Raw genomic sequence first — 17,138 nt, 5'->3', positions numbered from 1 at the left:
TGTCGCCTCCTCGGTTTAGGCAACCATGTTGACCGTGTACCCACCTCCATACGACATCGAGTTCATACCAGAAGTGGAGTACCCGTACATCATTGGCTGCATGGATGGAGACGGCAAAGTCTGCTGCAAAATAGTACCCGCCACAGCCATCGGATCATCAGTCCGATTCAGGCACAGATCAATGATTCGAGCTGTATCTCCATTACGAAATGCCAGCAGATAGCTGCGCAGTTCCTCCCGATTGTTTTCCACTGTGCCTGCTTCACACTGCAATTCAGCGTCCGATTGTTCCAATCTGTGCCTCACTTCAGCTATGGCATATCGGGCACGACTTAACGCCGCTTTCACAGCGCCTTCTGTCGTATCCAGCATTTCCGCAGTCTCTGCCGCCTTATAACCCATTAATTCACGTAATACATAGATCACTCGCTGCCACGGTGGTAGTTTATCTACAAGAAGTTGAACAGCAGACTCCAACTCCTCGAATCGTCTTTCCTCCTCCATCTCGTGCAGAAGCGGCTTCAAGCTATCCAGTTTATATGCTAATCTCTCACGCTGACGTAAGATATCAATCCAGCTGTTGCGTGCAATACGGATCAGATAAGCTTCCCAGTTTATATCTTTATTCATCCCGGAAGTTCCAACGACACTCGACGACAATACTTTGAGACAAGTCTCCTGAACCAGATCTTCCGTGTCTGGAACTGATTTCGTCAGCGATAAACAATACGCATACAACGAACCCATCAGGTCGGGTAATACGGCATGGATACTTTGGTTCAATTGATTTTTTCCGGCGTTACCACCGGATTCAATATCGGATTTATCTTTTTTACCATCATCATGTGGTCTGTTGATTCTGCAATCCACGGACTTCACAAAGGCCATCTTGGGGGCCCCCCTTTGCTGGTTCCTGATTGATTTTGACTTACACTATGTAAACGAAGAACCTCCTCCAAAGGATACGCTCTTCTGAATTTATTTTTGTTACGCTCATTAAGTTGAGTCACGCATTCGTTTCCAGCTATAAGGTTCCAAGCGGCACCTTCATCCCGGTAAGAGCAATCGTAATGCCTTGATCCAGCTTGTAATTCTGCCGTACATCAACGTCATGGGACATATGTGTAAAATAGGTATGACCCGGTTTCAGTTCGCGCAGTAGCTCCTGTGCCTCACGCATATCATACACGGAACGTGTCGAGAATTCCGCAAGCTCATGCACAAAGCTTGTTCCAAGCACCAGCAGATCCAGTCCCTGCAACGGCTCTTTTTCGGATGGCTTCAGGTCAATGGCGTCTGAACAATACGCCCAGCTATACCCGCCCCGATCCAGCCGATATGCGTACGAATACCCGTTATGTCCATGGCACACTTTCCAGGAATGCACCGTCCAGCCGCCGAGTTCAATATCATCATCCGTTTCCAGAAAGTCCATGTGACGCCCCAACCAGGGAAACTGTCCCTGAATGGTCGCAATCACTTCACGTGGTGCATACAAACGTCCCTTTACACCAAGCCAGCGGCACGCATCTGCCCATTCCGGCAATCCTCCAATATGGTCAAAATGGGCATGCGTGATGAGCAGCGTATGCACCATACGCAATCCCTGATCCTCCATCTGTGATCTCCAGTCCGGCCCGCAGTCAATCATGAATCCTTCGCTAGCACCATCGCCACTGTCAATCAGAACAGCAGAGCGTTTCCGTCTATTTTCTCCCGTAAGCCTCGCCTCTGTACATACGTCGCAATCGCAATACACACGTGGAACGCCCATCGCATCGCCAGTGCCCAGAAATGTTAGCTGATTCAATCCGCATTCCCCCTGAATTAATGATATGTAGATTGTAATCGTACACCTTTGTTTTTGCAAAAAAAAGACCATCCCGCTGCAGTTCTCCACTGCAATTCGGGATAGTCCGTAGTCTGACCGTTCAACGTCAGACTTCATCTCCATGCTTCGCTCCATTGGGAGCTTGCGCTCATCCACATCTGGTGCGCCCCATCACAGCTGGGTCATCCGCATGAAGATCAGGCCTTACCATTTTTCACAGGCCATGACCCGATTGATTTAAGTCACATTAACCCAGCTCTGGAACTACACCAGTGCCCGCAGCTTCAATGTCAGTTCCCGACCTGCAGGTACTTCCTTCGAGTCTGTAATGACCCAGTTTGCCGCAAGTCGCTCCGCCAGCACATCTGCCTGTTCCGGTTTCAACTGCAATCCGGTGACGATTCCTTCACCCACTGTGAAGTCTTTCTCTGGTTGCACCTTAAAGGCCTTCTCCAACCAGATTCCGAGTCCACCACGCGTGTTAAAAGTAATCCGGTACCCGTCTTTCACTGCTGCCTCCAAATTTTCACCATGCTCGTCCGCATACGAGAAAAATTCGTTATATCGGTATTCCTCTTCAGACACGGCGTCAAAAGCGGAAACGTCTTTCGCTTGAATGGCTTTTAAAAGTTCTTCTTCAGGCATCCCCTTACCGCGGGCCTGCTCCAGTCGAATCGCTGTACTTTGGGATAATTTGATCTCTGAACTCATTCAACTCACACCTTCCTGCAGATACTATGTAACCATCATGATCTAGTATAACTCTATTATATCCCTTTGGCAGTAAAAAAACCTCCATCTCTACTTCCATTGAAATGAAGGGTGAGCTTCAGATCTCAAGTTTCATTTCATTGTCTTGAAAAAGTGAATATCATATTTTAATAGAACAAAATAAAAATATTTACATAATATACAAATTAATCTAATATATAGTTGTCCGGACTTAGTTCAAAAAATCACATTGTTAAGGGAGGTTTTTTCATGAAATTAGGAAAAATTTTAAAAAGCACTACTTTCACCCTGATTTTCACTGGGTTGCTAGCATCGAGTGTTTTAGCAGCTGGTACCGGTGATGATCCGACACCTACGAAAGACATTCCAACGGTAAAACAACAACAAGAACTTTCAAAAAAGTTAAAAGAATTACAGATTCATAAGGAAAGAGCTGAAAGCAAATACCACATCATGGCTCTTGGTGACTTAAGAACGGTGGGTGTTACCCCATTCAAACAAGAAACGACCTATTGGTGCGGGCCTGCTACAACGAAGCAAGTATTAAATTACTTAAATGGCAGTTCAGAATCACAATCCTACTACGCCCAAAAATTAGGAACTACGAGAGATGGCACTGACTTTACAGTGGTTGACAATGTTCTAAATAATCTACAATCGAAATATACTTATTCTTACTCTACGTCACTTCCAATTGAATCATGGAAGTATGCCATCATGTATTCATCCGATAACTACCATCCAGCTGTATTAGATTTAAAAATAACTGGAAATGAATTAGAAAATTACATAGGAACTGTAAGCGGTCATATAATAAATGTCTCAGGTTATGATTTTAGAACAAATGATGCTAAAGTAAGACTCACAGACCCTTACGACCAAGGAAATAGAGGGAAAACGCATGGTAATAAGTGGTACAGTCTTGAAAAAGTATGGCAGGCTAATCAAAACCACTTTAGACAAGCAATAATATGGTAAGATAAAAGATTGACTAGAAGCAGGGAAGGTTACTTCCCTGCTTCACTACTCTACAGGGGGCTCTAACATAAATATGAAATATGGACGTAAATCTATTCATATCACATTAATGCTTACATTATTGCTCACAGCATGTACCAATTCAACTCCAGCCAATCCAACTACAGATCAGCACATACCTAAAAAGTCATCTACTACATTGGAAACTGCACCTGAAACCAATTTACTAGACTCATCTCATGATCAAACTGCACCAGAACTGCCAGAGGTTAAATCCGACGTTGCATTCAAACTCCCCTTCACAATGGATTCAGTGACCATCAAAAATGATGTTTTAGATCGTAATACCGTCGTGGCTAGCTACAAAGATGACAACGACAGTGTCATTTTTAGCAGAGATTTTTCTACAACTGAATTAACCGAGATGGAGATCATCCAGTTTGACACGAAAAAGAATACGTATACTTCTCGCTACCGCGCTGCGAAAGGCATCATTATTAATACTCTAGTGTCTGTTGGAGACGACTTATTTTGGATAGAGAACACAGCTAACGCAACGGATAATAATACACCATGGCAAATTCTACGGATGAAGCGAGATGATCTTAAGGCAATGCCTGTCGTTTTTGCCGAAGGCATTAGCGAAGATCAAATGGCCGTCCCTGTATTAAGAACCTATCAAGATGAAATTAGCTGGATAGAGAAGAAGATCACCAATCACATCGTTAAAAATGAAGCATTTATTTATAATGTAAAAAGCAGTATCAAGACCAAGGTAACCACACAATTGCTAAATGAACAAGATAAAAAGAACAGAGATGGTGTTTTCCTTGATGTACAAAGGCCTATTGATGAGGGATTATTGATACAACAAACGGTTTTCGAAAATAAAGGTGCAAACAATGTAAAACGCTTTGACATTCTTTTGTATCCTAAAGATCATTCCGAACCTGAAGTTATTGTTAAAGATCGTGAAGACATTTATGATTTCACAGCAAATGAGCAATGGATTGTATTAACAGCGGAGAGTACTACTGAAATCTTAGATCGAAAAACAAAAAAACTGATTTATTCCATTACTCACGACAGCTCACTGCTCGGTGGATACTCGCCTTTTTTATTTGAAAATCAGCTTATCTACAAACAATCCCCCTATATTATGGCTGTAGATTTAGCCACAGGCAATAAGCAACGAGTAATTAAAAAAGAAGGAAGCTATACACCTATTTATAATTTCGGAGATAATCTCACCTTTACTCGCATGGAATATGACAAGGATAGTACTCAAGCTGAATTGTATTTTATGGACTTAAATCCAGAACAGCAATAATAGTGCTGTAAGAATAAATCCAGAGCATTTTTGCTTTAACTCCCGTTCACGTAAATGGCCTCCCCATGGTTAGACATGATCTAACCATGGAGAGGCCATTTCAATGCTGTACGATTCCACTACAGCCCCGCGAGCACCTGATACCACACGCCGCGCTTGGAGTACAACGTACTGCGAACTTCGTCCCATCCCCCTAGATAATTGATATCAAATAGTCCTTCTGGCGTTGGGAATGTGGACTCCGTCTGTGCAAATACATCCGGATCTACTGAACGAAAACCATGCTTGGCAAAAATACGCTGTGCTTCTGGTGTACGCAGATAGGCGACAAAGGCTTCTGCCAGTTCACGATTCCCGTGTTTGTCAGCATATTTATTCACCACGACTGCGGGGTTCTCGATCAAGATCGTATTCTTCGGAACGACGATGTCATAATCTACACCTTTGGCGATCCGGGCAAGTAATTCATTTTCATACGTGACGATTACATCACCCACACCATACTCGAATGCCGCCATCGAAGAGCGACCACTCTTGTCCAATGATTCAACGTTGCGATGCACTTGTTCGAGAAAAGCCTTGGCTGCGGCAGGGTCTTTCTTACCCTCTTGCTCCTCCGACAGTTTCAATCCTGCACCGTAGATGGCATTAATATCCCATTGTGCGCCCCCGGATGTCTTTGGATTGGGGTACAATACCTTCACGCCTGGCTTCGTTAAATCCTGAAAATCACGAATCCCCAGCGGGTTGCCTGATCTTGTTCCCAGAACAACAATCGAACGAGTAATCATGCCTTCATTAGGGGTCTGTTTCCAATCGGAGCTAACCAAGTCGGCTTTGACCAGCTTATCGATATCACTCTCCATCGCGAGCAGGGCCACATCAGCCTCGAATCCACCAACGATGGCTCTTGCCTGTGTACCTGAAGCTTCATAAGATTCCTGGAAGTTAATTGTCTGTCCAGTCTTCGCCTTCCACTCCTCCTGGAACTTGGGTAGCAACTCGCCTACAGCGTCTTTCGCTACACTATAAGCACCGATCACCAGCGTATTGGACGAATCGTTACCAGCGGGCTCGTTCTGTTCGCTTGACTCCTCCTGCTTGCTGCATCCAGCGGTCATGCAGACGAGCAGAAGCATGAGGGCAACATATAAAAGTGTGACTTTCTTCTTCCTCGTCTGCATGGGCAGCCCCTTTCTTCCACTTGATCTAAATCATCACCGGCATTGGATCTTCCTTCAGTCGGTTCTCAACCACCCAACTGTTGGAATCATTGAACAAGTATGCACGGTGTACAAGGACTCTAATCTGTTGACCGATCTCCAATGTCGTTTTCTCCAGGGAACGATACGTGATTAACTTGTGACCCTGTACTTCCACCTCTACCATCCATTCACTGCCGCGGAAATGAAGATGTTTGACTGTACCTTTTTCCGTAGCAGACAGCATGGTGAACTCGTTTTTCAAACCGATCTCAATGTACTCCGGTCGGATCAGCGCTCGTGTACCTTCACCCTCAACCGCATGTTCGAAGCCTTTCAGCTGTGAAGCATCCTCCACAACCGTAGACTCCCCGATAAATGTAGCGACAAAAGGTGTCTGCGGGTTTTTGTAAATATCCCAAGGTGTGCCCTTCTGTTCCAGACGACCTTGACTGATAATCATGATTTCATCCGCCACTTCAATCGCTTCATCCTGGTCATGCGTTACAAATATCGAAGTGATTCCTACCCGCTCGATTAGCTCCCGCAACCATGAACGCAGTTCCTGACGGATCTTGGCATCAATGGCCGCGAACGGTTCGTCCAGCAATAACAGCTGCGGTTCAGGGGCGAGTGCTCTGGCAAAAGCAACACGCTGACGCTGCCCACCAGACAACTGATGGGGATAGCGCTGTTCGAAACCTTTTAACCCGGTCAATTCAACGAGTTCCATAACCCGATCACGGATCTGGGCTTTTGGCGTCTTTTTGACCTTGAGTCCAAAAGCAATATTCTCAAATACCGTCATATGTTTGAACAAGGCATAGTTCTGGAATACAAATCCGATGCCCCGCTCCTGTGGAGGCAGATGATTCACCACTTTTCCGTGAAAGCGAATCTCTCCGGAACCCGGATTCTCCAGACCCGCAAGCATACGCAGAATGGACGTTTTCCCGCCTCCGCTGGGTCCAAGCAGACCGATCAGATGGCCTTTGGCAATATCGAATGAGACATCTTTTACCGCATGAAAATCACCGAAATGTTTGTTCAGATCACGGACTTCTACATGCATATCAATGCACTTCCTTTCGCTTCTTGGCCCATTCCATCATGAGCAGCAGCCCGACGGAGAAGGTAACCAGCACCAATGCCACACCATTTGCGGCAGCTACATTAAAATTTTCAACATCCTGATATACCAGTGTTGTTGCTGTCTGCGTTTTGTTCATAATATTACCGGATACGACCAGCACTGCACCGAATTCCCCAAGCGAGCGCGCAACCGTCAAGACAAGACCGTATACCACTGCCCAGCGGATTGAAGGCCAGGTCACACTCCAGAACGTTCTCCAGCCGTAGGCGCCCAGTGTAGATGCGGCCTCCTCTTGCTGTGAACCGAGTTCCTGCAGAACAGGCATAACTTCTCTGACCATCAGTGGAAAGGTAACAAATAACGTTGCGATCACCATACCTGGGAAGGCATAGACCACATTGAATCCGATTCCTTCAAAAAAAGCGCCCATAATGCTGTTAGGTCCCAGCATCAATACAATCATCAAGCCCCCAATGACAGGAGATACGGCATAAGGCAGGTCTACAATGCTGTTCAGCAGCCCTTTTATCCGTTCACTCAGCCATCCGGCACGAACCAGATACAGAGCCATCATGATGCCAAACAATGTATTTAACAGGGTGACCACCAGAACAACCAGTCCGGTCATCATCAAGGCATGTAACGCCTCAGGGCGCATTAACCCTTTCAGGAATCCACCTGCCCCGTCTTCAAATGCGCCAATAAAAATGCGTCCAAGCGGGATGATCAACAGTACAATAAATACCGCAAACGTCAGTCCGATTAAGAGTCGTCTCATCGTCTTCTCCCCCGCATCTGCACCAGATTGATCAGCCAGAGGATCAGGAAGGAGAGCGTCAGGAGCAACACGGATACAGCAGCGGCTCCCGTTGGATTATCACTTTCAATCTCCCCGTAGATAAATACGGAAGCGGTCAGTGTTCTTCCCGGAATGTTACCAGCCACCAGCACGACAGCCCCGAATTCAGCCAGTCCTCTGGAGAAAGCCAACATCCCCCCACTGATCATGCCAGGTGCCATGGAAGGCAGAATCACCTGCATGAATGTGCGAGCCTTGGAAGCACCCATCGTGTAGGAGGCCTCTTCCTCGGAAGGATCAATCTCTTCCAGCAAAGGCTGCACCGCACGGATCACAAATGGAAATGTGACAAAGGTCATCGCTATAACAATTGCGGGCTGGTGAAACACAATCTCGAATCCCATGGATTCTGCCAGTTTCCCGATGGCACTGACCGGACCCAAAAGCAGCATAATCATCAAGCCGCCCACCGCTGTTGGCAGTGCAAACGGAAGATCGACCAAACTGTTGAGAAATGATCGGCCCACAAAGCGATACCTTGTCAACACCCAGGCGATCATCGTGCCAAGAACCACGTTAATCAGCGTTGCAATTACGGCCAGCCGAATCGTCAGCAGCACGGCTTTCCACGCGATCGGGTCCATGATACTCTGGGCGAAGTTGCTCCATCCTTCCGAGAAGGAGTTGACGTACACACCGATGATTGGAAGTACAATAAGTACGATAAAATATAATAATACGGTACTGCGGAATCCCCAAGTCCATCCCTTATGACGAAGAACGGTATTCATTGCTGCGTTCCCTCCCAGCCTCCGGCTTAAGTTCCGGTCGGCAGTCTCCCTGCTTCGGTACGACATTTTCCTAAGTTGGATTATATTACTTTAACATTATTCCCATTAGTCTACTTGGTTTTGCTTTTCTGATACTTTACCAGTTTGCAGTGCTAATCGTCAATGCTTTTATTGAATATAATTGGGCCACATATGAGATCAATTAATTAAAATCGCACTGCACACTGCGCGGCCAGAACAACCTTCCGATCACTGTTATCCCCAGATTTCTTTGATCCCCTTTTATTAAGGGGAAATCCGGTGATAAAGGCGAAGCTTATGCTTCTTCAGGTTATTTCTGCCCTCTCCGTTATCATACGAATTGCTTTTTTCACCTTGATATGTGGTTTGTTTGGTATGTAGTGGTTAAGGTACAATCGAGGGTAAGAAATGAGATCCTAAGGAGTGATTTAACATGTTATATACGAAGAATATATCCACTTCCACACGAGATGAAATGAAGGATATCACACGGGACGTAAAGCAGGTTGTCCAGAATAGCGGCGTGCAGAACGGGACGGTGCTTATCTACTGTCCACATACGACGGCGGGTATCGCCATCAACGAAAATGCAGACCCGGATGTGAAACACGATGTATTGTTGCGCCTGGACGAAGTGTATCCCTGGGAGCATCCCGAATATCGACATGCCGAAGGTAATACAGCCTCTCACCTCAAATCGATCACAACAGGGCCATCACAGACGGTAATTATTCATGAAGGCAGACTGCTGCTTGGCCGATGGCAAGGCATTTACTTTTGCGAATTCGATGGACCTCGTGAGCGGGAGTACTTCCTCAAAATAATGGAAGGTTAGATTCGGCCCAACAGGCCTGCCACCCACTCGTTCAATTTTGCAAACACAAACAGGCGGTCCACCCTCATTTCGGGTCGGAGCCGCCTGACTTGGTCTGCTGCGCATATAAACTTTCGCGAGACAACGTTATAAAGAATTAAAGTTATGACAAATCACCGCCCTGAAGTGTAGGGGTGCAACAATAGCGCCATTATTGGACGCCAGGCTGCTGACCCAGATTGCGGCACAGCACTTTGACATGAGACAGCGCAGACGATTCAATCTCCACAAACGTTAAACGGTCCTGAATGTAATAAGAAATGAATCCGTGCATAGCCAAAAATAGCGTACGCGGTACCCTTTGAATGTCCTCTTCTGTACAATTCTCTTCATTCATGTACTGCCTTATAATCGATGCGAACAATTCGAAGCAGCGTCCCTGTTCGGTACGACAATAAGACAACAGTTCTTCGTCCCTGATCATAAACATAATTTCGTATTGGTATGGGTTCTCCAGACCAAAGCGAATAAACTCCATCATAATGTGCTCTACCTTGCTCACATCATCACGAACCGGCCTGACCATAGCTTGCAGCAGTAAATGCCCCAAATGATTAAAATCTTCAACCACGATGGCATAGAACAGCTCTGCCTTTTCCTTAAAGTGATAATACAGCGACCCATGACTATAGCCCAGATGCTGGCCGATGCTTCGCATCGAAATGGCGCGGTATCCTTTGGTAATAAAAAGGTGCCTCGCCGCCTCCAGTATCCGCTCCCTCGACAACTCCTGTTCGACTGCTCTTCTAGCCATATATTTTATTCCCCTTCAATAAAATAAAGCCGCTGTCCCTCCGTGATCCGGGATTGCCCTTGCGTCAAATCCGTGATCCAGGCTACAAAAGCCTCGGTTTCACTATCCGGCGGAAGACAAGTCAACGTAACCTTATCGGTGAATCCAGTTTCACCTGTACGGACTTCCCGGCTCCTTAACTCATTTTCCACTTTACCCAACCACGTATAATCCAGTTCAACAAACACTTCACGATGCAGCACGTTGGTAATGGCTTCTCCGGCTTCAATGGCTGCTACAGCTCCATCCGTATAAGCACGAATTAACCCACCAGCTCCAAGCATAATTCCCCCGAAGTATCGCGTAACCACAATTGCTACATTTTTTAATTTCTGATTTTTGATTACTTCAAGAATGGGTTTCCCTGCTGTTCCGCTTGGTTCCCCGTCATCGGATTGCTTCTGGATCTCATCGCGCTCCCCAATCATGTACGCAGAGCAGTTATGAGTCGCATTCCAATGTTTTTTCTTGATCTCATCGATAAAGGCAACCGCCTCTTCCTCTGTCGTGACCGGCATAATATGACCGATAAATCGCGACTTCTTGATTACAATTTCCAGATTGCCCGGTCCTCGAACCGTGCGATAACGTTCAATCATTCCGAATCCAACTTTCTGATCTTTTCCTGAGTCCAACTCCATTTTGCAAGAAAGCAGTTCCCCGCGCGAACGCGGACGAACTGCCCTGGTTATCTACATCTGGGAATCCTGCATCTTACATAAACAGTGATTCCCGGATAGAGTTACTTTACCTTATTTAACTATATGAGCAGACCGATGAATTATTCGGAAAGTCTCGCTTCGAGCGCTGCTTTCTCTTCTTCAAAGCCTGGTTTGCCCAACAATGCGAACATATTTTTCTTGTAAGCTTCCACACCTGGTTGGTCAAATGGATTGACGCCCAGCAGGTAGCCACTGATGCCGCATGCTTTTTCAAAGAAGTATACCAGATATCCGAAAGAATATGGAGTCATATCTGGAATGTTCACAATCAGGTTTGGTACTTGACCATCCGTATGTGCTAGCAGTGTTCCTTGGAATGCTTTTTTGTTAACAAAATCCATGGTTTTGCCTTCAAGGAAGTTCAAACCATCCAGATCGTCCGGATCGGATTTGATTGAGATATGCTCCGCAACTTCAGTAACCTGAATAACAGTTTCGAAGATATTCCGGCTACCTTCCTGGATGAATTGACCCATGGAGTGCAAGTCTGTAGAGAAATCAACAGATGCAGGATAGATCCCTTTATAGTCTTTACCTTCGCTCTCTCCGAACAACTGTTTCCACCACTCGGATACGAAGTGCAAGGATGGCTCATAGTTTACAAGGATCTCAGTGCCTTTGCCTTTGCGATACAATGCGTTACGAACAGCTGCATATTGATATGCTTCGTTCTCAGCTACGTTCGGGTTGCTGTATTCCTTGGATGCATCAGCCGCACCTTGCATCATTTCTTCGATGCTGATACCAGCTGCTGCTATTGGCAGCAAACCTACAGCTGTCAGAACGGAGTAACGTCCACCAACATCATCCGGGATAATGAAGGATTCGTACCCTTCAGCATTTGCCAGTTCTTTCAGTGCACCGCGCGCTTTGTCTGTTGTAGCATATATGCGTTTGCGTGCTTCTTCTTTACCATATTTTTCTTCCAGTGCTGCACGGAAGATACGGAAAGCAATTGCCGGCTCTGTTGTTGTACCGGATTTGGAGATTACGTTGACGGAGAAATCTTTGCCTTCAACCAGATCCAGCAAATGAGTTACATATGTGGAACTGATATTGTTTCCTGCAAAATAGATTTCAGGCGTTTTGCGTTTGTCTTTTGGCAGATTGTTATAGAAAGAGTGAGTCAGCATTTCAATCGCTGCACGTGCACCCAGATATGATCCACCGATACCGATAACGATCAGTACTTCGGAGTCGCTTTGGATTTTGGCAGCTGCTTTTTGAATGCGTGCGAACTCTTCTTTGTCATAAGCCGTTGGCAGGTCAATCCAGCCCAGATAATCGGAGCCTGTTCCTGTTCCGTTGTGAAGTTGCTCGTGAGCGAGACGAATCGGTTCTGCGAAATAATCCACTTCGTGCTGATTTACAAATTGCAATGCCGTGCTATAGTCAAATGTCACTTTTTTTGCCATGATCTCAAAAACCTCCTGATTTCGGTTATACTGCGTGTTCCATTCTAAACAACTTGCCTTAAGGATACTTCAAATCCACGGGGCTGACAAGCTTGCTACTCGAACTTTGTCGTTAGAATTCAAGAAGCAAAAAGGGTAAACCGAATCCGCGGGTTGCGGTTCTGCTTACCCTTCTTATGTTATTCCGCCGGGTACGAGCAGACGTAGTCAGTAACGCTGCGTATCTCCAGTTTGAATTTGGATTCGGCAGGCACGTGGAACGTAGCTTGACCTTGAATCTCTTGCCACTCTTCTTCTCCGGGAAGCAATACTTTCAGATCTCCGGACAGAATCTCCATAATTTCACGGGAATCCGTACCGAATTCATAACTGCCTGGAAGCATGATGCCCAGAGTCACTTTGCTGCCATCCCCCAAAATAACCGTTCTGCTGGTTACCTGACCATCATAATAAATGTTGGCCTCTTTCACTACACTGACTTGATCGAATTGTGACATGCGTACCCGCTCCCCTGAAGTTAATGAAAACAAAAGGCAAAACAGATCAGGGCCATAACGAGTTACCGCCCATCTCTGCGGAAATAACTTACTGCCATGGATCAGGACAGCATGATGCCCTCCCGACCATAGCAGCGCTTATGAAGCTATTACAGCAATGCTTTTACGCGGCTAACCACGTTGTCCACTGTAAAGCCATACTCTTGGATAACACGGTCGCCAGGCGCGGATGCACCGAAAGTGCTGATTCCGAGAATGTCACCTTGATCTCCAACATATTTCTCCCAGCCCATTGGATAAGCCATTTCAATTGCAAGACGAGCTTTAACATCCGGAAGAAGAACGGACTCTCTGTAAGCTTTGTCTTGTTTCTCGAACAGATCCCAGCTTGGCATGCTGATTACGCGAACTTGGATGCCTTGTTCTGCAAGTGCTGCTTGAGCTTTAACAGCCAATTGCACTTCAGAACCTGTAGCGATGATTTGTGCTACCGCTTTGCCATCTTTTGCATCAGACACAACATAAGCACCACGTTTCACGTTCTCACGCGAACCTTCAACCGTACCTTCCAGAATCGGCAGGTTTTGACGAGTGAGTACGAGTGCAACCGGGTTGCTCTTGTTCTCAAGCGCGTAAGCCCAAGCAGCCGAAGTTTCATTACCGTCAGCTGGACGAATAACCGTCAGGTTAGGAATGATACGCAGGGATGCCAATTGCTCGATCGGTTCGTGCGTAGGACCATCTTCACCAACAGCGATACTGTCGTGAGTCAGAACGTACGTTACAGGCAATCCCATCAGGGCAGCCAGACGAACAGCCGGACGCAGGTAATCGGTAAATACGAAGAACGTACCGCCGAATACTTTCACACCGCTGTGCAGTGCCATACCGTTCATTGCTCCAGCCATACCGAATTCACGGATACCGAAGTAGATGTTACGGCCGGAGTAATCTTCAGGTGTGAAGTTCTCCAGGTTGTTCAAGTGAGTCATTGTGGAGCTTTCCAAGTCAGCAGATCCGCCTGTCAGTTGTGGCACGTTGTGCGCCAGACCGTTCAGAGCGTTACCGGATGCTACACGAGTGGAAAGCGCTTTGTCTGTTGCTGCATATTTAGGAAGATCACGGTCCCAACCTTCTGGAAGGTCGCCGTTAATCGCTGTTTCGAATTGAGCTGCCAGCTCAGGGAATGCTTTTTTGTACTCGGCAAATTTCTCGTCCCAAGCTTTATTAGCAGAGATACCACGATCTTTCACTTGTGCAAAGTGATCGCGAACTTCAGCTGGTACGTGGAAGTTTTCTTCATAAACCCATTTGTAATACTCTTTAGTCAATTTAGCTTCGTCTGCACCCAGTGGAGATCCGTGAGTACCGCCGTGGCCGCCTTTACCTTGTTTGTTCGGGCTACCGTAACCGATAACCGTTTTAACTTCGATAAGTGTAGGACGCAGCGTATCTGCTTGACCTTCCTGAATTGCTTTTTCGATTGCAGGCAGATCGTTACCATCTTCAACGCGCAGCACTTGCCAGCCATAAGCTTCAAAACGCTTCGCGATGCTTTCGGAAGAAGACAGATCCAATTTACCATCCAACGTGATGTCATTGGAGTCGAACAACATGATCAGTTTGCCCAGGTGCAAACGTCCAGCCAGAGAAGCTGATTCATGGGATACGCCTTCCATCAAGTCACCATCACCACAGATTGCGTAAGTGTAGTGGTCAACTACGTTGAATTTGTCTTTATTGTATGTTGCGCCCAGTTGAGCTTCAGCCATCGCCATACCTACAGCCATTGCAATACCTTGACCCAGTGGGCCGGTAGTTGCATCAACACCTGCAGTATGTCCGAATTCCGGGTGACCCGGAGTTTTGCTTCCCCATTGACGGAACTGTTTCAGTTCTTCCATTGGAAGATCATAACCGCTCAGGTGCAGCAAGCTGTACAGCAACATGGAGCCATGTCCTGCAGACAGGACAAAACGGTCCCGGTTAACCCAAGTTGGGTGGTCCGGGTTATGAGTCATCGTTTTTGCAAAAAGTTGGTACCCCATTGGAGCGGAGCCCATAGGCATACCCGGATGTCCGGAATTTGCCTTCTCAATTGCATCAATCGCCAAAGTACGTACGGTCGTAATCGACAGGTTGTCGATTGTAGTATTCTCGTCTTTTTGAATCGCTTCGTTCTTGTCAGTCATGGTTTGTCCTCCTCATGTCTTTAGATAAGTCGGGTGCGCAAGCGAATCCCTCTCATCAACCAAGCAAACCGAATTTCACAATAAGTGAATCCGCTTGAGTGTTTCATTTTGACTTATTCACTTTTGTATTGTATCACTTGGCGTGAAGCTTTTCCATAACCTTCTTTTAGAAGTTCGGGAAAAGTCGGTTGTTTGTGATGAAAAATCCTTGGCCTATCAAGCAAAAATCGTACTGTACAAGGTACTAAATTCCAAAAGCAGACTTAAGGAACCTCGCAAATCCATCGCATGAAGTATAACCTCTAAGCCGAAAACCATGCATTTTTTAGATATCCATCCGTAATTCACATATAATATTCCTGAATATGGATTCGAAAATCTATAGGAGGTCGCGATCATGCCAGATCCTGCTGCTAACCCATCCCCATCATTAAAGCACTCATTACCCTGGATATTCGGTATTTTAACCGGTATTCTATCTGGAGTTGTCCTGGGATTTTTCCTTAAAATGATTCAGGCCTACACTGATGAACAAGTATATACTCTGCTTCTGAATATCGATTTTATGCCTGGCCTTCCGCCAACTTTACCCGAGTTCATTGAGTTTTCTTTACACCTAATCGTGTCCGTTGCCATCGCCATCTTCTATTTGTGGTGGGTACAACGGTCAGGCCGCCCCATGTTCAAAGGAATCTTGCTTGGTGCTGTTTCGTCTCTACTCTATATCCCACTCTCTCAACTATCTTCACGTGTGCCAGACCTGTACGATGTGGCAGCCATGCTCTACTGGGTTATTGGACATCTGCTGTTTGGCATTGTGCTTGGCTTGTGCGGAAAGTATATCAATGCGAAAAAAGCGACTCCCACTTCGTAAACGAATTGGGGTCGCCTTTTTGTTAGTCTATTACGTGGTTCCGAATCAACCTTGCGCAGTATTAAAGCATGAGTTTAAAATACGACGGTTTTATTTTCATGAACAAGAACTCGATCTTCGACATGCCATTTCACGGCACGTGCTAGCACAACACGCTCAATGGTACGTCCAATACGTTTCAGTTCGGTTACATCATCACCGTGGCTTACACGCTGCACGTCCTGTTCAATAATCGGGCCGCCATCCAGTTCTTCCGTAACATAGTGCGCTGTCGCACCGATAATTTTGACACCGCGGTTGTACGCTTGAGCATACGGTTTACCGCCCACGAAGGCTGGCAGGAATGAATGATGGATGTTAATGATTCGATTGCGGTAGTGCTCAATGAACATTGGAGAGATGATCTGCATGTAACGAGCCAGAATGATCACATCCACATCATTGCCGATGACGTCAAGTTGACGCTGTTCTGCTTCTTTCTTCGTATCTGCTGTAACCGGAATATGATGATATGGAATGCCAAATGATTCTACATAGTCCTTCATGTCCAGATGGTTGCTGACCACGAGAGCAATATCTGCATCCAAGTCGCCTGCCTGCCATTGCCATAACAATTCAACCAGACAGTGATCTTCTTTGGATACAAAGATAGCCAGTTTCTTCTTGCGGCTAACCGCAGATAGCGTCCATTCCATTTGGAAACGGCTTGCCACTTCTGCAAAATCGGCTTCCAGTTTCGGTAGATTGATCAACAACTGCGGAAGATCGAACTCGATTCGCATAAAGAACATGCCGCCAGCAGGGTCCATTGTATATTGGTCCGACTGAACAATATTTGCACCATGCTGGTGCAGGAAATGAGATACGGCAGCAACAATTCCTGGACCATCTGGACAGGAAATGAGCATGCGCGCACGATCGGCGCGGTTTTTAGAATCAGGGCGTACTTGTTTAGCATGGATCTCCATCGGGTTATTCTTCCTCCTTCAATTAA

Annotated in this window: 17 protein-coding genes; 4 read left to right on the top strand and 13 right to left on the bottom strand. The window is 46.2% G+C overall.

The genetic code is table 11. The annotated features are described in order from the left end of the window. Positions 1-15: 15 nt before the first annotated feature. The 3 genes from NYE45_RS07020 to NYE45_RS07010 form a co-directional block, all read right to left on the bottom strand. The gene (locus NYE45_RS07020; RefSeq protein ID WP_340016147.1) at positions 16-888 is read right to left on the bottom strand and encodes an RNA polymerase sigma factor; all 873 of its coding nucleotides are present in this window, start codon (positions 886-888) and stop codon (positions 16-18) included. Between the two features lie 136 nt (positions 889-1,024). Next, positions 1,025-1,810 carry an MBL fold metallo-hydrolase gene (locus NYE45_RS07015; protein WP_340016146.1) on the bottom strand — a complete coding sequence of 262 codons (786 nt, stop codon included), beginning with the start codon at positions 1,808-1,810 and terminating at the stop codon, positions 1,025-1,027. Positions 1,811-2,095: 285 nt separating this feature from the next. After that, positions 2,096-2,542, bottom strand: a complete 447-nt coding sequence (locus NYE45_RS07010; RefSeq protein WP_340016145.1) for a hypothetical protein — start codon at positions 2,540-2,542, stop codon at positions 2,096-2,098. A gap of 270 nt (positions 2,543-2,812) precedes the next feature. Between NYE45_RS07010 and NYE45_RS07005 the strand changes: the two genes are divergently transcribed. Both NYE45_RS07005 and NYE45_RS07000 read left to right on the top strand, forming a co-directional pair. Continuing rightward, entirely contained in the window at positions 2,813-3,541 is a 729-nt protein-coding gene (locus tag NYE45_RS07005) for a C39 family peptidase (RefSeq protein WP_340016144.1), read from the top strand. Positions 3,542-3,614: 73 nt separating this feature from the next. Continuing rightward, complete coding sequence (locus NYE45_RS07000) at positions 3,615-4,871, top strand: hypothetical protein (RefSeq protein WP_340016143.1); 1,257 nt, start codon at positions 3,615-3,617, stop codon at positions 4,869-4,871. Positions 4,872-4,990: 119 nt separating this feature from the next. On the opposite strand, the gene NYE45_RS06995 is transcribed toward NYE45_RS07000, so the two are convergent. Genes NYE45_RS06995 through cysT form a run of 4 tightly spaced genes read right to left on the bottom strand, consistent with a single transcriptional unit; the run spans position 4,991 to position 8,756 of the window. Beyond that, entirely contained in the window at positions 4,991-6,055 is a 1,065-nt protein-coding gene (locus tag NYE45_RS06995) for a sulfate ABC transporter substrate-binding protein (RefSeq protein ID WP_340016142.1), read from the bottom strand. 25 nt (positions 6,056-6,080) lie between these two features. Continuing rightward, positions 6,081-7,145 (bottom strand): sulfate ABC transporter ATP-binding protein, encoded by a 1,065-nt coding sequence (gene cysA, locus NYE45_RS06990; protein ID WP_169480091.1) that lies wholly within the window; start codon positions 7,143-7,145, stop codon positions 6,081-6,083. Between the two features lies 1 nt (position 7,146). Beyond that, positions 7,147-7,944: a sulfate ABC transporter permease subunit gene (locus NYE45_RS06985; protein ID WP_017689977.1), complete on the bottom strand. Its 798-nt coding sequence runs from the start codon at positions 7,942-7,944 to the stop codon at positions 7,147-7,149. After that, positions 7,941-8,756: a sulfate ABC transporter permease subunit CysT gene (cysT, locus tag NYE45_RS06980; RefSeq protein ID WP_145146488.1), complete on the bottom strand. Its 816-nt coding sequence runs from the start codon at positions 8,754-8,756 to the stop codon at positions 7,941-7,943. Before cysT ends, NYE45_RS06985 begins: the two co-directional genes overlap by 4 nt. 454 nt (positions 8,757-9,210) lie before the next feature. On the opposite strand from cysT, the gene NYE45_RS06975 reads away from it, so the two are divergent. After that, a complete protein-coding gene (locus tag NYE45_RS06975; protein ID WP_340016141.1) occupies positions 9,211-9,612 on the top strand; it encodes a secondary thiamine-phosphate synthase enzyme YjbQ in 402 nt (133 codons plus the stop codon). A 190-nt stretch (positions 9,613-9,802) separates the two neighbouring features. Here NYE45_RS06975 and NYE45_RS06970 read toward each other — a convergent pair whose 3' ends face one another. The 5 genes from NYE45_RS06970 to tkt all read right to left on the bottom strand — a co-directional run bounded on the left by NYE45_RS06970 (position 9,803) and on the right by tkt (position 15,270). After that, positions 9,803-10,405 carry a TetR/AcrR family transcriptional regulator gene (locus NYE45_RS06970; RefSeq protein WP_017689980.1) on the bottom strand — a complete coding sequence of 201 codons (603 nt, stop codon included), beginning with the start codon at positions 10,403-10,405 and terminating at the stop codon, positions 9,803-9,805. Positions 10,406-10,410: 5 nt separating this feature from the next. Continuing rightward, the gene (locus NYE45_RS06965; RefSeq protein ID WP_036610785.1) at positions 10,411-11,043 is read right to left on the bottom strand and encodes a YigZ family protein; all 633 of its coding nucleotides are present in this window, start codon (positions 11,041-11,043) and stop codon (positions 10,411-10,413) included. Positions 11,044-11,225: 182 nt separating this feature from the next. Further along, positions 11,226-12,581, bottom strand: a complete 1,356-nt coding sequence (locus NYE45_RS06960; RefSeq protein WP_017689982.1) for a glucose-6-phosphate isomerase — start codon at positions 12,579-12,581, stop codon at positions 11,226-11,228. 179 nt (positions 12,582-12,760) lie between these two features. Continuing rightward, positions 12,761-13,078 carry a pyrimidine/purine nucleoside phosphorylase gene (locus NYE45_RS06955; protein WP_017689983.1) on the bottom strand — a complete coding sequence of 106 codons (318 nt, stop codon included), beginning with the start codon at positions 13,076-13,078 and terminating at the stop codon, positions 12,761-12,763. A 149-nt stretch (positions 13,079-13,227) separates the two neighbouring features. Then, positions 13,228-15,270: a transketolase gene (gene tkt / locus NYE45_RS06950; RefSeq protein ID WP_062833145.1), complete on the bottom strand. Its 2,043-nt coding sequence runs from the start codon at positions 15,268-15,270 to the stop codon at positions 13,228-13,230. 397 nt (positions 15,271-15,667) lie between these two features. On the opposite strand from tkt, the gene NYE45_RS06945 reads away from it, so the two are divergent. Further along, positions 15,668-16,144 (top strand): hypothetical protein, encoded by a 477-nt coding sequence (locus NYE45_RS06945; RefSeq protein ID WP_340016140.1) that lies wholly within the window; start codon positions 15,668-15,670, stop codon positions 16,142-16,144. A 74-nt stretch (positions 16,145-16,218) separates the two neighbouring features. Here the strand turns inward: NYE45_RS06945 and purU are convergent, their stop codons facing one another. After that, positions 16,219-17,112 carry a formyltetrahydrofolate deformylase gene (gene purU / locus NYE45_RS06940; protein ID WP_062833143.1) on the bottom strand — a complete coding sequence of 298 codons (894 nt, stop codon included), beginning with the start codon at positions 17,110-17,112 and terminating at the stop codon, positions 16,219-16,221. Between the last annotated feature and the right edge of the window lie 26 nt (positions 17,113-17,138).

This window comes from Paenibacillus sp. FSL K6-1318 (genome assembly GCF_037976905.1).
Taxonomy (GTDB): Bacteria; Bacillota; Bacilli; order Paenibacillales; family Paenibacillaceae; genus Paenibacillus; species Paenibacillus amylolyticus_A.
The sequence above is the reverse complement of the archived record's forward strand: the minus strand, read 5'-3'. Positions and strand labels throughout refer to the sequence as shown.

Coding starts and splice junctions, on each gene's coding strand:
- NYE45_RS07000 (WP_340016143.1), top strand. CDS start 3,615: ATGAAATATGGACGTAAATCTATTCATATCACATTAATGCTTACATTA.
- NYE45_RS06985 (WP_017689977.1), bottom strand. CDS start 7,944: ATGAGACGACTCTTAATCGGACTGACGTTTGCGGTATTTATTGTACTG.
- cysA (WP_169480091.1), bottom strand. CDS start 7,145: ATGCATGTAGAAGTCCGTGATCTGAACAAACATTTCGGTGATTTTCAT.
- NYE45_RS06975 (WP_340016141.1), top strand. CDS start 9,211: ATGTTATATACGAAGAATATATCCACTTCCACACGAGATGAAATGAAG.
- NYE45_RS06965 (WP_036610785.1), bottom strand. CDS start 11,043: ATGATTGAACGTTATCGCACGGTTCGAGGACCGGGCAATCTGGAAATT.
- NYE45_RS07010 (WP_340016145.1), bottom strand. CDS start 2,542: ATGAGTTCAGAGATCAAATTATCCCAAAGTACAGCGATTCGACTGGAG.
- NYE45_RS06995 (WP_340016142.1), bottom strand. CDS start 6,055: ATGCAGACGAGGAAGAAGAAAGTCACACTTTTATATGTTGCCCTCATG.
- NYE45_RS06960 (WP_017689982.1), bottom strand. CDS start 12,581: ATGGCAAAAAAAGTGACATTTGACTATAGCACGGCATTGCAATTTGTA.
- tkt (WP_062833145.1), bottom strand. CDS start 15,270: ATGACTGACAAGAACGAAGCGATTCAAAAAGACGAGAATACTACAATC.
- purU (WP_062833143.1), bottom strand. CDS start 17,112: ATGGAGATCCATGCTAAACAAGTACGCCCTGATTCTAAAAACCGCGCC.
- NYE45_RS07005 (WP_340016144.1), top strand. CDS start 2,813: ATGAAATTAGGAAAAATTTTAAAAAGCACTACTTTCACCCTGATTTTC.
- NYE45_RS06955 (WP_017689983.1), bottom strand. CDS start 13,078: ATGTCACAATTCGATCAAGTCAGTGTAGTGAAAGAGGCCAACATTTAT.
- NYE45_RS06970 (WP_017689980.1), bottom strand. CDS start 10,405: ATGGCTAGAAGAGCAGTCGAACAGGAGTTGTCGAGGGAGCGGATACTG.
- NYE45_RS06945 (WP_340016140.1), top strand. CDS start 15,668: ATGCCAGATCCTGCTGCTAACCCATCCCCATCATTAAAGCACTCATTA.
- NYE45_RS07020 (WP_340016147.1), bottom strand. CDS start 888: ATGGCCTTTGTGAAGTCCGTGGATTGCAGAATCAACAGACCACATGAT.
- cysT (WP_145146488.1), bottom strand. CDS start 8,756: ATGAATACCGTTCTTCGTCATAAGGGATGGACTTGGGGATTCCGCAGT.